This is a genomic window from Kitasatospora sp. NPDC048540, assembly GCF_040651175.1.
Taxonomy (GTDB): Bacteria; Actinomycetota; Actinomycetes; order Streptomycetales; family Streptomycetaceae; genus Kitasatospora.
In genome coordinates, this window is sequence record NZ_JBEZIR010000181.1 from 1 (window position 1) to 12,982 (window position 12,982).

10 protein-coding genes are annotated in these 12,982 nt (G+C 72.6%); 8 read left to right on the forward strand and 2 right to left on the reverse strand.

The features are described from left to right. The 5 genes from AB0D08_RS37875 to AB0D08_RS37895 form a co-directional block, all read left to right on the forward strand. The coding region (locus AB0D08_RS37875; protein WP_359894890.1) for a hypothetical protein at positions 1 to 867 on the forward strand (867 nt) is incomplete at its 5' end. A gap of 650 nt (positions 868 to 1,517) precedes the next feature. Then, positions 1,518 to 1,772: a Sec-independent protein translocase subunit TatA gene (tatA, locus tag AB0D08_RS37880; protein ID WP_033822747.1), complete on the forward strand. Its 255-nt coding sequence runs from the start codon at positions 1,518 to 1,520 to the stop codon at positions 1,770 to 1,772. A 789-nt stretch (positions 1,773 to 2,561) separates the two neighbouring features. Beyond that, entirely contained in the window at positions 2,562 to 4,136 is a 1,575-nt protein-coding gene (locus tag AB0D08_RS37885; protein ID WP_233289196.1) for a DUF4331 domain-containing protein, read from the forward strand. 77 nt (positions 4,137 to 4,213) lie between these two features. Continuing rightward, on the forward strand, positions 4,214 to 4,861 hold the full coding sequence (locus AB0D08_RS37890) for a class F sortase (RefSeq protein WP_359894892.1): 648 nt from the start codon (positions 4,214 to 4,216) through the stop codon (positions 4,859 to 4,861). Between the two features lie 24 nt (positions 4,862 to 4,885). Next, positions 4,886 to 6,229 carry a tetratricopeptide repeat protein gene (locus tag AB0D08_RS37895; RefSeq protein WP_359894894.1) on the forward strand — a complete coding sequence of 448 codons (1,344 nt, stop codon included), beginning with the start codon at positions 4,886 to 4,888 and terminating at the stop codon, positions 6,227 to 6,229. 15 nt (positions 6,230 to 6,244) lie between these two features. Here the strand turns inward: AB0D08_RS37895 and AB0D08_RS37900 are convergent, their stop codons facing one another. Further along, positions 6,245 to 6,592, reverse strand: coding sequence for a hypothetical protein (locus AB0D08_RS37900; RefSeq protein WP_359894895.1), 348 nt, complete (start codon positions 6,590 to 6,592; stop codon positions 6,245 to 6,247). Between the two features lie 31 nt (positions 6,593 to 6,623). After that, positions 6,624 to 8,246 (reverse strand): high frequency lysogenization protein HflD, encoded by a 1,623-nt coding sequence (locus AB0D08_RS37905; protein ID WP_359894897.1) that lies wholly within the window; start codon positions 8,244 to 8,246, stop codon positions 6,624 to 6,626. A gap of 392 nt (positions 8,247 to 8,638) precedes the next feature. On the opposite strand from AB0D08_RS37905, the gene AB0D08_RS37910 reads away from it, so the two are divergent. The 3 genes from AB0D08_RS37910 to AB0D08_RS37920 all read left to right on the forward strand — a co-directional run bounded on the left by AB0D08_RS37910 (position 8,639) and on the right by AB0D08_RS37920 (position 12,861). Beyond that, positions 8,639 to 9,793 (forward strand): HoxN/HupN/NixA family nickel/cobalt transporter, encoded by a 1,155-nt coding sequence (locus AB0D08_RS37910; protein WP_359894899.1) that lies wholly within the window; start codon positions 8,639 to 8,641, stop codon positions 9,791 to 9,793. 227 nt (positions 9,794 to 10,020) lie between these two features. Continuing rightward, positions 10,021 to 11,469 carry a DUF4331 domain-containing protein gene (locus AB0D08_RS37915; RefSeq protein WP_359894900.1) on the forward strand — a complete coding sequence of 483 codons (1,449 nt, stop codon included), beginning with the start codon at positions 10,021 to 10,023 and terminating at the stop codon, positions 11,467 to 11,469. A gap of 81 nt (positions 11,470 to 11,550) precedes the next feature. After that, positions 11,551 to 12,861 carry a tetratricopeptide repeat protein gene (locus tag AB0D08_RS37920; protein ID WP_033822743.1) on the forward strand — a complete coding sequence of 437 codons (1,311 nt, stop codon included), beginning with the start codon at positions 11,551 to 11,553 and terminating at the stop codon, positions 12,859 to 12,861. Positions 12,862 to 12,982: the final 121 nt, after the last annotated feature.

Genomic DNA, 12,982 nt, shown 5'->3' on the forward strand with positions numbered 1-12,982 from the left:
CTGCACGGCGAGGACATCGCCGCCACCTTCGCCGAGGCCACCGAAGGCCTGAGCGGTCGCGCGGTCCTGCGCGAACGCCTCGACCTCGCCTCCCACGCCCTGCGCCTACGGCTGCGGATCAGCTCGGCCCATCCGGCCGGCCGGATGCTGGCCGCCGCCGCCCCGGTCGCACTCGCCCTGGCGGCGGGAGAGCGCATATCCGGCCTGCCGGGCCTGGTCCAGTTCGCCGCCTACTCCTCGGGCACGCGTCCTGGCATGCTCGCCGTTCAGGCCGTCATGGCCGTGGTGATGTTCGTTCCCTGGATCGTGGCGCTGCTCTGCGCGACAGCGGGCCGCTGGCGCCCGGCCCGGGCGGTGGCGGCGTTCGCGGCCCTGATCGATCTCGGCATCGCGCTGCTGATTCTCGGCCGGTACGGGCCGGCCACCGGTGAACTGCTCCGAACCGGAGCGCTGGCCGCCCTGCTGCTGCTCGCCCCACCCGACCTGGTGGACACCGGCCGCCGGGGGCGCTGGGAGACCGCCTCGGTCGCCCTCGCGACCGGGGCGCGGCTCGCCGTGATGCTGGGTCCCGGGGTGACCCTGCTCGGCCTTGGCTGGTACGAAGTGCCCGCGGCGGCCTGCTTCTGGTCGCTCGTGGCGGTGGCCGGCCTGCTGCTGGTGCACCTCTCGGCCCGGCGGCCCGACCGGCTCCGCGCCATCGGCATCGCGCTCGGGGCGGGGCCGTGGCTGCTGCAGTACGCGGGGATCGGCGCCATGCACTGGGTGGTCGCGTACTCCGTGGTCCTGATCGGCGGCGCGGTCGCCGCCGGCGGGGTGGTGCACCTGGTCCGCCGGATGCTGGGCACCGAACCGGCCGAACCGGCCTGAGCCCGGCAGGCCCCGATCACCGCCGACCCCGAGCCCCGGCGGCCGCCCGCTGACGACCGGGGCCCCGCCACCGCCACCCGAACACGGCAACGCCGTGGTTCACCGCGCCGGTCCACCGCCGCCATCGGCCGCGCCGCGCACCCGGCGCAGCGGCGCACGATGGAGGCGGTCCATCGCGCGGAGGTGCGGCAGGTGCGGGCGAGGCCCGGGTCCTTCGTCGCGGGGGCCGTCCACCGGCATCACCGGCCGGACGGCCACCCGCCGCAGTTGGGCGTGTTCGTGGTGCTGCTCGTCGCCTCGCCGCCGCACGGCTTCGCATCCGCCACCGGATCCGGCCACGGCGGACCGGGACCGCGGGACATCCGGGAAGGCCGGACCCGACACCTGCGGATGGGGTACTCGCACGACGGAGAAGCTGCGCGGGACGGTCGGGGGCAGCCGCTCTCAGGCGCCCGCGGCCCGTAGGAGCGGGGACCAATCCCCAGCGCACGTCGCGCCGAACACTCCTTGAGGGACGTCCTGGGCACGACCGCCCGGGACCCGTCTTCTCGCACTGACGCGCTCGGCGAGGTTGCCGCCCGGTGCGTTGGTGGCCGGCCCCGCGTGGCACGCCGTGCGTCGGCCGGACCCGAAAGGATCGGTGATGCGCAATGCTCCGCAACGGTTTGGAACCCTGGCACCTGCTTCTGCTGATCGCCGTCGTCGTGCTGCTCTTCGGCTCGAGGAGGCTTCCCGACATCGCGCGGAGCCTGGGAAGGTCCTTGCGCATCCTCAAGGCGGAGACCTCCGTGCTACGCGAGGAGCGGGGAGCGGCCACCGACGACGAGCAGGCCGCACCCGCGAACACGGGGGCCGCCGACGGCGGCGATGGGACATCGGGGCCGCGAGGTCCCGAAGCCGGGTAGAGGCGCCCGCCGGGGCAGCTCCAGGGCCGCGGCCAGGCCGACTTCCCCGTCGGCGCCGGCTGTCCCCGGTCGAGGGCAACATGTGGCTCTGAGTGGAGGCTGCGGGCGCGGCCGAGTACCGTCGGTTGCTGTTCCCGGTTCGGTCCCGTTCGCCGGCGTCATGGGCGGCGCACCCTGAGTTGGCGTCACTCCCGAGGCCGCAGACGGCCCATTGCCGCCGGTCAGCCTGCCGCCCTCGGTCACCTCTCGGCTGACCTGGCCGATCGGCGCCGGACGAACTGCGAGCCAGCCCCACGGGACCGTCGACGGCGGAGGACGGTTTCGGAGGCTGCCGCCCGCCGTGCCGGTCACGCCTCCTCGGTGGTCTTCGCCGCCCATCCGGGGCCCTGGTGCAGGGCCCGGGTCGGCTTCGGGCTGTCCGACTCGGTCAGGTTCGGCCGTGGGCCTCGCCGGTCCCGGATGGGCTACTTCGGTAAGCGCCGCGCGGGCGCCCGTGATGACTTTATGAGGGGCTTACCACCATCGCGCGGACAGCAGACGGCTCGCCCTCGAACTCTTCCGAGGCCGCACGCCGGCCCCGGACCAGCGCGAGCCGCACGCCCGCTCGAGTGGGGAGCCGCCGGGAGTGCCGTGCGACCGGACGCAGCGGGCACTCCTGTCCGCGCGGCCGTCGCCGGCCTGCTGCGGACCGCCGATCCGGGCCACCCTCCAGAAAGACGGACCATGCAGCCTCCTCGTTCGCCCCGCCTTCCCGCGCTCGCCCGCCGCGCCGAGCGGCCGCTGGCCGGGATGGGTGTCCTCGCCCTCGCCGCCGCCGGTGCCCTGGCCGGTCTCACCCCCGGCGTGAGCTCCGCCTCCAGCCACCGCGAGGCGCCGCTGATCGCGGGCGACCCGCGCGCGGACAACACCGACGTGTACGCCTTCGTCAGCCCGGACAAGCCGGACACCGTCACGCTGATCGCGAACTGGATTCCCTTCGAGGAACCGAACGGCGGACCGAACTTCTACGCGTTCGCGGAGGACGCGCGCTACAACATCAAGATCGACGCCGACGGTGACGGCCGTGCCGACACCACCTACACCTGGACGTTCAGCAACCACTACCGCGACGACGCCAACCAGTTCCTCTACAACACCGGCGTCGTGAACAACCTCGACGACCCGACGCTGAACTTCCGCCAGACCTACACCCTCACCGAGACCCACGCCGACGGGTCCTCGAAGACACTGCTCCAGGACGCTGTCGCGGCCCCCTCGAACACGGGCCAGGCCTCGATGCCGAACTACGCGGCCCTGCGCCAGCAGGCCACCCGCGAGTTGCCCGGCGGCGGCCAGACCCTCGCCGGGCAGGCCGACGACCCGTTCTTCCTCGACCTGCGGGTCTTCGACCTGCTCTACGGCGGCAACCTCAAGGAGTCCGGGCACGACACCCTGAGCGGCTACAACGTCAACACCATCGCCATCCAGGTCCCCAAGAAGGACCTCGCGCTCAAGGGCGACCCGACACGCAACCCGGTGATCGGCGTCTGGTCCACCACCGATCGCAAGGGCGCCGCCGTCGTCGCCGACAAGGGCGGTGAGGGCAAGGGCGGTGAGGGCGCGACCGCCGACAAGGGCGGCGAGGGCTTCCGGCAGGTCTCCCGGCTCGGCAACCCGCTGATCAACGAGGTCGTCGTCCCGATCAAGTACAAGGACGCCTTCAACGCGCTCAGCCCCGAGAAGGACGCCACCGTCACCCCCGTGGTCGACAAGGTCAAGGACCCGATCGTGCCGAAGCTCATCCAGAGCGTCTACGGCATCCCGGCGCCCGCCACCCCGCGCAACGACCTGGTGGAGATCTTCCTCACCGGCATCTGCAAGGCCTGCGGCCCCATCCAGGCCGACCTCAACTCCCAGCAGCTGAACGCCGACGTGAGCAAGGACAAGTTCCTGCCCGGCGAGGAACTGCGCCTCAACATGTCGGTGCCGCCGTCGGCGTCGCCCAACCGCCTCGGTGTCCTCGGCCAGGACCTGGCCGGCTTCCCCAACGGCCGGCGCCTGGCCGACGATGTCGTGGACATCGAGCTGCAGGCCCTGGAGGGCGCGGCCCTGACCGGCGCGATCGTACCGGCGCTGGCCGCCGGTGACGGCGTGAACGCCAACGACCACGCCTTCGGCAAGACCTTCCCGTACGTCGCGCTGCCGAACACCGCCGCCGTCAACCAGGCCGTCTCCGACAACCCCGCGGGCGGCGTCGCCGCGGGCCTCGGCGGCCTGTCCCTGGGCAGCTTCCCGGTCGTCGGCGCCACCGCGCTCGGCGGCGGCGTCCTGCTCACCGGCGCGGCCGTCCTCGTACTGCGCCGCCGGCACGGCGCCCAGCAGTGATCCGTCTCCTTCGCCCCGGTCGCCGGCCCCTCCCTCCGGGGGGCCGGCGACCGCGGCACGCGCAGCGGGCCGGCCGCGTGACGGCAGCGACCGTCGCGCTGGTGGTCGGTCTGGCTCTCGCCGGGGCGGGGACACTGAGCCTGGCGACCTCGCGCGGGCGCACGGGTCCCGCCGCTGTCCAGGACATCGGGGACATACCAGGGGACATACCAGGAGAGCGGTCCGAGGCGGCCGGCCCCCGTGCGCCGGTGGGACCGGCGGCGCCGCCGGTACGGATACGGATACCCCGGATCGGGGTCGACAGCGGCCTGACCGACCTGCAGGTCCAGGGCGACGGACACCTCGGCACGCCGGACGACCCCCAGGTCGCCGGCTGGTGGAGCCAGGGACCCGCCCCCGGGAGCCCGGGCACCGCGGTGATCGTCGGTCACGTCGACTCACTCACCGGCCCCGCCGTCTTCGCCGGACTGTCGGTCCTGCGCCCCGGCGACGCCATCACCGTCGACGCCGCCGACGGCACCACCAGCAGCTTCACCGTCCAGGCCCTGCGCAGCTACGACAAGGACGACTTCCCCGACGACCTGATCTTCGGCAACACCCCCGACCCGGGACTGCACCTGATCACCTGCGGCGGCACCTACGACCGTGCCAGCCAGGAGTACCTCTCCAACCTGGTGGTCTTCGCCATCCCGGCCGGCCGCACGACCGGCACCACACCCGCCTGAACACGACCACCGCCTGGAGTCCGCGTGAACCGACGCCGCCGTCTGCTGCCCGCCGCCGTCGCCACCGCGCTCGGCGTCGGCCTGTTCCTCGCCGGCGGCCTCGGCCTCGCCCCCCACGGCGGCAGCAACCAGGCCACCACCGGGAGTACGGACGACGACCGGGCCGCAACCGGCCGCGGCCTGGACGCGGACATCCTCGGCCTGCAGGCACACCTCAAGGCGGTCCCCGGCGACGCGCTCGCGATGGCCTCCCTCGGCCTGGCCTACGTCCAGCAGGCCAAGATCACCGCCGACCCGTCCTACTACCCGAAGGCGGAAGCCGTCCTCACCCGGTCGCTGGAAGCCGATCCGGCGGAGAACTTCACCGCCATGGCCGGCCTTGCCGCCCTCGACGCCGCCCGGCACGACTTCACCGCGGCCCTCGACTGGTCCCAGCGGGCCATCACCGTCAACCCCGACAGCTCCACCCTGTACGGGACCCTCGCCGATGCCTACACCCAACTCGGCCGCTACCCCGAGTCGTTCGACGCGGTCCAGCGCATGGTCGACCTCAAACCGGGCACCCCGTCACTGGCCCGCGCCTCCTACACCTGGGAGCTGCGCGGCGACCCGGCAGCGGCAACCGCCAATATGAAGCGCGCCCTCGACGACGCCAACACCCCCGCCGACCAGGCCTTCGCCCGCTACCACCTCAGCCAGCTCGCCCTCGACAACGGCGACCCCACGAGCGCACTCACCCATGCACAGGCGGGCCTGCGCACCGCCCCCGGCACCGCATCCCTCCTGGAAGCCAGGGCAAAGGCCGAAGCCGCACTCGGCGACAGCCCGGCCGCCGTCGCCGACCTCGAGCACGCCGTCGGCCAGGTCCCCCAACCCGAGTACGTCCTCGAACTCGGCGAGCTGCTCCAGTCCTTGGGCCGCACCGCCGAAGCCGAACAGCAGTACCAGGTGTTCCGCGCCGAACAGAATCTGTTCACCGACAACGGAGTGGCCCTCGACACCGACGCGGCGCTGTTCGAGGCCGACCACGGCGACCCGAAGGCAGCCCTCGCCATCGCCGAACAGGGCCTGAGGACAAGGCCGTTCCTGGAGATGCACGACGCCTACGCCTGGGCACTGCACGTCAACGGCCGCGACCGGGAGGCGCTGGCGGAGGCCGACGAGGCGCTGGCCCTCGGAATGCGTAACGCCCTCTTCCACTACCACCGCGCCATGATCCTCCGGAGCCTCGGGCGGTCGGCCGACGCATACAGCGAGCTGGAGAACGCGCTGGCGATCAACCCCGCCTTCCACCCGCTCCACACCCCGGCCGCCCGCGCCGCACTGGCCGCGCTCAAGGGCACGGTCGACACCGGCGAAGCGGGCTGAGGGCAGCGGGCCGGGCTACTGCTTCAGCGGCGAGATGTGGCTCGCGTCGCCCCCGAGCGTGGCGTACAGCTCGGTCCAGCGGCGGTCGGTGTCGGTCGGCGGCTTGCCGTCGCAGAACGCCTTGGTGCCGTTGGCGGTGTAGAAACGCATCATCTCCAGGACCGCCCGCGGATCCGCTTCCTCGCCGCCGGTGTACCTGGCGCCCGGCTCCTGCGCCTGGTGCTGGATGCAGGTCGGGGACGGCGTGCCGGGCTGGGCGTCGAAGCTGCCGTCCTGATCGGCCCCACATCCCGCCAGCAGCGGGGCGGCCAGCAGGGCCAGGCAGAACAGAACGAGGGATCGGCGTGCGGTGCTCACGGTCATGACGGGTCGGCCTCCGGCAGGGGACGGGTGTTCACAGAGTGGCGGGGAGGCTGCGGACGACCAGCCCGAGCCCCACGGTCAGGATGAGCAGCGCCGTCAGCAGGGCGCTGTACGGTGCGATTCGCCGTAGTCGGCCGAGGACCGGGCCGTCCGCCGCGCCCGCGAGACGGTCGCCGAGGCGGACCAGGAGCAGGCCGACCGCGGTCAGGGTGCCTGCCATGCCCAGGCCGTACGCGACCACCAGGGCCGCCCCGAAGAGCGTGCGGCCAAGAGCGACAGCGCCCAGCAGGACCACCAGGGCCGACGGGCTGGGGACCAGGCCGCCGGCGATCCCGAGACCGATGAGTCCGCGGCGACCCGGGACGGCCGGGTCATGGTGATGATGGTGGCCACCTCCGAACAGGCCGTGCCGGTGACCGTGGCTGTGGTCGTGCCGATGGCTGTGACCGCCCCGGTGTGCATCGTCACCGTGGTCGTGGTCGTGGTCGTGGTCGTGGTCGTGGTCGTGCGGGTGCGGGTGGTCGTGGTGGCCGGTGGGCGTGGCTGACGCGTGCGCGAGTTGCCTCACCGGCTCGCTGTGGGCTTCCGATCCGAGGTACGGGCTGCTGCCGGGCCGCCCGGTGCCGCGGGAGCGCCGGAGCGCGTCGCGCAGCAGGCCGGTGCCGACGACGGCGACCAGGGCGCCGCTGAGGACGCCAAGCCAGCCGAGGAGCAGATCGCCGGCCAGGGAGGAGAACGCGGTCAGGCACAGGCCGATGACCAGGACGCCGGCGGTGTGGGTCACCGTGACGGTCGCCCCCACGGTGACCGCGTCGCGGGTACTGCCGCGGCGCCCCGCCAGGTAGGCCGCCATCACGGTCTTGCCGTGCCCGGGGAGCAGCGCGTGCCCGGCGCCCAGCACGATCGAGAGCAGCACGGCCAGCAGGCCGAGCGGGACGGTGAGGCGCTGGGTCGCGCCGAGTTCGGTGAGGCGGGCGTCGAGGTCGGCGAGCCAGGCCGTGGGCCCGGAGCCGTCGGCCCTGACGGCCGTACCCGGGGCCGGGCCCGGGCCGCCGCCGGGGCGCGCGCGGAATTGGGCGTGGGTGACTCCGCTGGGGCTGTCGAGCAGGTCCCGCGGGTAGTCCCGCAGCTCTCTGGAGACCGACTGCGCCGGGACATCCGTGTGGTCGAGGGTGGTGCCCTCGCCGCGAGCGGTGATCTCGTTCCACCCCACCCGGCTCGTGTCGATTCCACTGGCGACGCGCAGGGTGGTACCGGCGGCGGGGACGTCCAGTGCGGTCCGCAGCCGGCATTCCAGCCTGCTGGTGCGCAGGCCCGCCGCCCCGTCCTCGTAGCGGAATTCCGCAGAGGCCGTGCCCCAGGACAGGGGTGTCACGGCCTGATCCGTGGTCACCTGGAGGTGCCGGGCTGTCTGCGTGCACTGCTCCGAGGCCCAGGTGGTGCGCTCGGCGTCGTCGACGGTGCCGTCGCCGTTGCGGTCGACCGTCGGCTGTTCCTGGAGGGTGGGGATCTCGGCGGCGTCGGTGACGGCGAGGACCTCGAGGGTGTCGGGGTGGACGGTGAAGCCGAGGTAGTGGTTGAGGGAGAAGTTTCCCAACGGGTGGGCGTCGGCGACAGGCGTGGCAAGGCCGAGCAGGAGCAGTGCGCCTGACACCGCCGTGCCTGCGCGGACGAGGGATTGTGGGACCGCCACGCTGGGCCTCCGGGGACGGGGCCGGCTGCCGCGGCGGCGACGCCCGGCCCGGCGGGAAGTGGATGAGGGCTGGTCGGCCCGACGCACACCATCCGGGGTTGGGGGTGACCGCGGATTGGCACCACTCCGGATCGAGTGATGGCATCACTCGCCCGGCCCATCCGCTTCGGACGGGCGTTCGCCGCGCCCGAACGGCCGATCGCCCACTCAGGGCCCGGCCGGGGCGCGGGTGGCGTACCCCTGCACGCCCCCGGCGCGCCCCGTGACACGGACTCTCAGTTGCGGTGATAGTGCAACTACGAGATAGAGGCGCCGTGTGCGGCGTCCCGGCCGTTGATGCAGGAAGGACGCCCATGGCCTCCTCATCCGTCACCCCCGTCCAGGATCCCGCGAGACCCGGCCGTGCGGCCGCCGTGGCGTCGATCACCCGTCAGGAGTGGCAGCGCCTGGCAGGGATGGGCGGCTTCATCGTCGCCCTGCACGTCATCGGCTGGGTCACCCTCGTCGCCGTCGTCGCGCCCGAGCACCACACCATCGGCACCAAGAGTTTCGGCATCGGGATCGGTGTCACCGCCTACACCCTCGGCATGCGGCACGCCTTCGACGCCGACCACATCGCCGCGATCGACAACACCACCCGCAAGCTCATGGAACAGCGCGAGCGGCCGCTGTCCGTTGGCTTCTGGTTCTCCCTCGGGCACTCCTCCGTCGTGTTCGCCCTCGCCGTCCTGCTCTCCTTCGGCGTGAAGGCCCTCGCCGGCCCGCTCCAGGACGACAGCTCGCACCTCCACCAGGTGACCGGCCTGATCGGCACCGCCGTCTCGGGCTCGTTCCTCTACCTGATCGCGATCGTCAACCTCGTCATCCTGGCCGGGATCTGGAAGGTGTTCCGGCGGATGCGGGCCGGGCACCTCGACGAGGCCGCGCTGGAGGAGCAGCTCGACAGGCGCGGCCTGATGAACCGGATGCTGGGCCGGGTGACGAGGTCGGTCAGCAAGCCGTGGCAGATGTACCCGCTGGGGATGCTCTTCGGCCTCGGGTTCGACACCGCGACCGAGATCGCCCTGCTGGTGCTCGCCGGCTCCGGCGCCGCCTCCGGGCTTCCGTGGTACGCGATCCTGTGCCTGCCGGTGCTGTTCGCCGCCGGGATGTGCCTGTTGGACACCGTCGACGGCTCGTTCATGAACTTCGCCTACGGCTGGGCGTTCTCCAAGCCCGTCCGCAAGATCTACTACAACCTCACCATCACCGGCCTGTCGGTCGCCGTCGCCCTCATCATCGGCACCGTCGAGCTGCTCGGTCTGCTCGCCGACAAGCTCGGCCTGCACGGCACGTTCTGGGACTGGATCGCCGGCCTCGACCTCAACACGGTCGGGTTCGTGATCGTCGGCCTGTTCTTCACGACGTGGCTCGTCGCCCTGTTGATCTGGAAGTTCGCCCGGATCGAACAGAAGTGGAGCGGCTCCGGCCCGGTCGTCACACCGGCGGCCGCGGCGGGCGAGGGCTGAGAGCGCGTCGGCTCGGCTGCAAGAGGCGCGCGGGGATGTCCTTGGCCCGAGCGGGTGACATCGCTGCTCCATGGGGGTGAGGCGACCCAGCCGCGCCACCACCGCTCACGAACCGATGCCGGGATCCGGTCCACAGTGCCCAGTGCGGCTGCGCAGCCGGATTCCCGCCCCGTGCCGCTCGGCGCGGGGCGGACGACGCCCGTCACGGAAGCGAGAACCCCACCTACATGAACGTCACACGCCGACCTGCCCGCAGAGGCTCCACCGCCCGCACCGCGGCGATCCTCACCACCATGAGCCTGGCCCTGGCCAGCAGCGCGATCCTCGGTTCCGGGGCGGGTGTCAGCTCCGCGTCCAGCCACCGCGAGGCCCCGCTGATCGCCGCCGACCCGCAGGTCGACAACACCGACGTCTACGCCTTCACCAGCCCCGACAACCAGGACACCGTCACCCTGGTCGCCAACTGGCTCCCGTTCCAGGAGCCCAACGGCGGCCCGAACTTCTACCCCTGGGCCGACGGCGCGCACTACGACATCAACATCGACTCCCAGGGCACGGGCAAGCCCGACCTGACCTACCGCTGGACCTTCCACACCGAGGACCAGCGCGGCACCAACACCTTCCTGTACAACAACGGCGTCGTGAACAACCTCACCGACCCCACCCTGCTGTTCCGCCAGTACTACACCCTCCAGGAGCTGCGCCCGGGCTGCGAGCCGGTCACCCTGGTCGAGCACGGCACCGCCGCGCCGTCCGACACCGGCCGCGCGTCCATGCCCAGCTACGGGCAGCTGCGCGACCAGGCCACCGTGCAGCTCCCGGGCGGCGGGCAGACGGTGGCGACCCAGGCCGCCGACCCGTTCTTCCTCGACCTGCGGGTCTTCGACCTGCTCTACGGCGGCAACCTCTCCGAGGTCGGCCAGAACACCCTGGCCGGGTACAACGTCAACTCGCTCTCCATCCAGGTGCCCAAGAGCCGCCTGGCGTACAAGGGCGACCCGAACCGCAACCCGGTCATCGGGGTCTGGTCCAGCACCGAGAAGCAGACCCTCAAGCTCAGCCCCGGCAAGGCCGAGCCGGCCGGCAAGTTCGTCCAGGTGTCCCGCCTGGGCAACCCGCTGGTCAACGAGGTCGTCCTTCCGGCCGGGCTCAAGGACGCCTTCAACTCCCTGCCGCCGTCCGAGGACCACAACCAGCCCGCCGTGGTCAACAAGGTCCTGAACCCGGAGGTGCCGCAGCTCGTCCAGGCGATCTACGGCCTCCCGGCGCCGGCCACCCCGCGCACCGACCTCCAGGAGATCTTCCTCACCGGTATCGCCAAGGCCACCGGCGGCCCCTTCCAGGTCGACCTCAACTCCCAGCTGATGAACCAGGACATCAACCCGAAGAAGTTCGTCCCCGCCGAGGAACTGCGCCTCAATATGTCCACCCCGGTCACCGCCAACCCCGACCGGCTCGGCATCCTCAACGGCGACTTCCAGGGCTTCCCCAACGGCCGCCGCCTGACCGACGACGTCGTCGACATCGCCCTGCAGGTCATGGAGGGCGCCACCCCGGGCCACCTGATCGGCGCGCTCGCCGCCGGTGACCAGGTCAACGCCGCCGACAAGCCGTTCGGCCCCTGCTTCCCCTACATCGCGCTGCCGTACGACAAGGCCGTCAACCAGCCCAACTGACGACCAGTGCCCGTGGTGGCCGACAGCGCCGCTGTCGGCCACCACCGGCCACCTTCCCATGTGCACGATCGAAGGGCTCTCATGCGCCGCCTGCCGCTGCTGCTCACCACCATCGCCCTGTGCGGCGGCCTCGCGGCGCTCGGGGCACTGGACCGAAGCGCTCCCGAACGCCGTCCGCCCTCGACCGAAACCGCCCGGCAGGCCGGCCATCCGGCTGTCCCCGAGGGCTCGCTGGCCCGGGCCATCGCCGCGGACCAGCAGCGGCTGCGCCGGCTGCCCGGCGACGCGGCCGGCTGGGCACGCCTGGGCGCCGAGTACGTCGAACAGGCCCGGCTGACCGCGGACCCGTCGTACTATCCCAAGGCCGACGAAGCGCTGCACCGCTCGCTCACCCTGGCCCCGCAGGACAACGCCGACGCCCTCACCGGCCTCGGCGCCCTCGCCAACGCCCGCCACCTCTTCGACCAGGCACGCGACTTCGCCGACCGGGCCATCACCGCCTCCCCCGAGCACTGGCCCGCATACGCCGTCCTGGCCGACGCCCGCACCCAGCTCGGCGACGACGCGGGCGCCACCGAAGCCGTCCAGCAGCTCCTCGACCGCCGCCCCGGCACCGCCTCCTTCACCCGCGCCGCCTATGACCTGGAACAGCACGGCCGCACCGACGACGCGCGCTCCGCCCTCCGCAAGGCCCTCGACGGTGCCTACGACCCCGCCGACCGGGCCTTCTGCCAGTACCAACTCGCCGAACTCGACCGGAACTCCGGCCGCACCGCCGAGGCCCTCACCGGCTACCGGCAGGCGCTGGCGACCGATCCCGGCTACACCCCCGCCCTGGCCGGCCAGGCTCGCGCCGAAGCCGGCCTCGGCCGCACCGACGACGCCGTACGCGACTACACCGCCGCCATCGACGCCGTCCCCCTCCCCCAGTACCTGCTCGAACTCGGCGAACTCCACGACTCCCTCGGCCACCACGACCGGGCCGAGGAGCAGTACCGGCTGCTGGCCGCCGAACAGCGACTCGCCGCCGCCAACGGCGTCGTCGACGACCTCACCCTCGGCCAGTACCAGGCCGACCACGGCGACCCCGCCGAAGCCGTCCGCCTGCTCCGCGCCGAGTGGGACCGCCGCCAAAACGTCCTCGTCGCCGACGCCCTCGCCTGGGCCCTGCACCGCACCGGCGCCGACACCGAGGCCCTCACCCTCGCCCGAACGGCCCGGGCGCACGGCTGGCACAACGCCCTCTTCGGCTACCACCTCGGCGAGATCGAACACGCCCTCGGCCACACCCAGGACGCCCGCACCCACCTCACCGAGGCGCTCACCACCGACCCCGCCTTCAACCCGCTCCTGGCCCCGCAGGCCCGCGCCGCACTCACCGCCCTCGGATGACCCCCGCGCCGGGCTCACCTCGGTCGTCTAAGAAGCCATCTCATTTGGGCTTGTAGGCTGCTCTCGTGACGATCGTGGAGCGGCTGGTACCGGACGAGTTGTGGGAGCTGTTCCAGCGGGT

Bases quoted from the DNA above. Each gene is read 5' to 3' on its own strand.
- tatA (WP_033822747.1), top strand. From the start codon at position 1,518: ATGCTCCGCAACGGTTTGGAACCCTGGCACCTGCTTCTGCTGATCGCC.
- AB0D08_RS37885 (WP_233289196.1), top strand. From the start codon at position 2,562: ATGGGTGTCCTCGCCCTCGCCGCCGCCGGTGCCCTGGCCGGTCTCACC.
- AB0D08_RS37900 (WP_359894895.1), bottom strand. From the start codon at position 6,592: ATGACCGTGAGCACCGCACGCCGATCCCTCGTTCTGTTCTGCCTGGCC.
- AB0D08_RS37910 (WP_359894899.1), top strand. From the start codon at position 8,639: ATGGCCTCCTCATCCGTCACCCCCGTCCAGGATCCCGCGAGACCCGGC.
- AB0D08_RS37915 (WP_359894900.1), top strand. From the start codon at position 10,021: ATGAACGTCACACGCCGACCTGCCCGCAGAGGCTCCACCGCCCGCACC.
- AB0D08_RS37920 (WP_033822743.1), top strand. From the start codon at position 11,551: ATGCGCCGCCTGCCGCTGCTGCTCACCACCATCGCCCTGTGCGGCGGC.